1 protein-coding gene is annotated in these 1,626 nt (G+C 54.9%); it reads left to right on the plus strand.

Going from position 1 to position 1,626, the window contains the following annotated elements:
- Positions 1-1,626 (plus strand): flagellin (locus D1646_RS23800; RefSeq protein ID WP_160638105.1); only part of this gene is annotated, 1,626 nt, incomplete at both ends.

Raw genomic sequence — 1,626 nt, forward strand, 5'->3', positions numbered from 1 at the left:
TAACGCCCTCCAGCAGGAGATCGACCAGCTGAACTCCGAAATCAACCGTATCGCCGACAGCGCCAACTTCAACGGCATCAAGCTGCTGGACGGCTCCCTGGACGCTGACGGCCGCCGGGCCAGTACCGAGACCATTTTCAGCGGTCTGACGATTGGCACCAATGTGAATGGTACTACGGAGACCAGTGGTGCCAATAAGGGATTTGGTGGCGAGAATGGCAAGGGCGGTCTGGAGTTGACCGGTGTGGACTTGGCCGATGCTACTGCGAAGGACCCCTATGTGAGCAACAGCAGTGTCCGCTATCACAAGGATGCCGCAGCTGGAGGCAAGACTGCCTTTACAATCGACCTGGATAACTCCAGCTATAAGGCTGCGTCCGCTGGCACTACTTTGAAGGACATGGTCCTTGGCTTGGACGGCGGTCAGGCGGCGGCTGGAGATACCAGTCTGCCTACCGAGACGCTTACGAACAACATCCTGTTCTTGGATAAGGAAGGTAAGACCCGTGTGACCTACGATGTCACTGCGGATAATGACGGTATCACTTCTGAGAATCTGGCCAAGTCCATTATGGAGACCATCGACAAAAATGGTGGCAAGGTCTATATCCAGGCTGGCAACAATGGTACGCAGGAGTTTATTGAATACAATGTGACCCGGGACGGTGACAAGCTGCGCTTTGAGATGTCTGACGATGGCTATAACGCCGCAGTTACTGCAACGGATGACGCCACCAAAGCCGGTAATTTCTTCCAGGGCAACTTCAACTTTGCTGTGAACTACAAGCAGGTTGCGGCTGGCGGTACCAATGCTGACCAGCTTGATTCGACTAGCACTGACGATGCCGTGAAAGCGCAGATTGCTTTTACTAATGCTGTGGGCGGTGCGCAGCAGCACGAGGCCACCAGCAATATCAACGAGGGAACTACCCCCGCCAACACCATCTATGCCGAGGCTTTGATTCGCTTCGATACTAATGCCGCCAACGCCACCGCCACTGACGGCAAGAACGATATCAATGCGTTCTTCAAGGACGGTTCTGGCATTCAGCTGGGCGATGAGTACTATGTCTTTGCCGCCAGCGATGAGGTGTACAACGGTGAGTACGCTGACAACGTAAAAGTTGTGGATATCCGCGACTTGGATGACTTGGGCAAGTACACGGCTGATGGCAATAACGATTTGCGTGTCGCACTGGACCGCCTGTCTGTGGCTGCCAAGAACAACGAGATGTTCAATGTCCAGGTCGCTAAGGGTGGCGATGCTCTGGTTATCACTGAGCGTTCCACTTATGAGGGCGATGCCAACCTGACTATGACCGATTTCGGCCTGGAGAGCCAGATCCAGAAGTTTGACAGCTCTACCTCCAAGACCACAGTGGAGAAGGAGGCTGGCACTTCCCTGACCCTCCAGATCGGCGACACCTCCGAGGACTTCAACCAGTTCAAGGTCAACATCGGCGACATTCACGCCGAGGCTCTGGGCGTTGACAAGATCAGTGTGGCCACCCAGGAGGATGCTCAGGCCGCCATTGATGTCATCAAGACTGCCATCAACAAGGTTTCCTCCATCCGCGGCACTCTGGGCGCAACCCAGAACCGTCTGGACCACACCGCCAACAACCT

Origin of the sequence: Pseudoflavonifractor sp. 60, from assembly GCF_009911645.1 — a bacterium.
GTDB lineage: Bacteria > Bacillota > Clostridia > Oscillospirales > Oscillospiraceae > Lawsonibacter.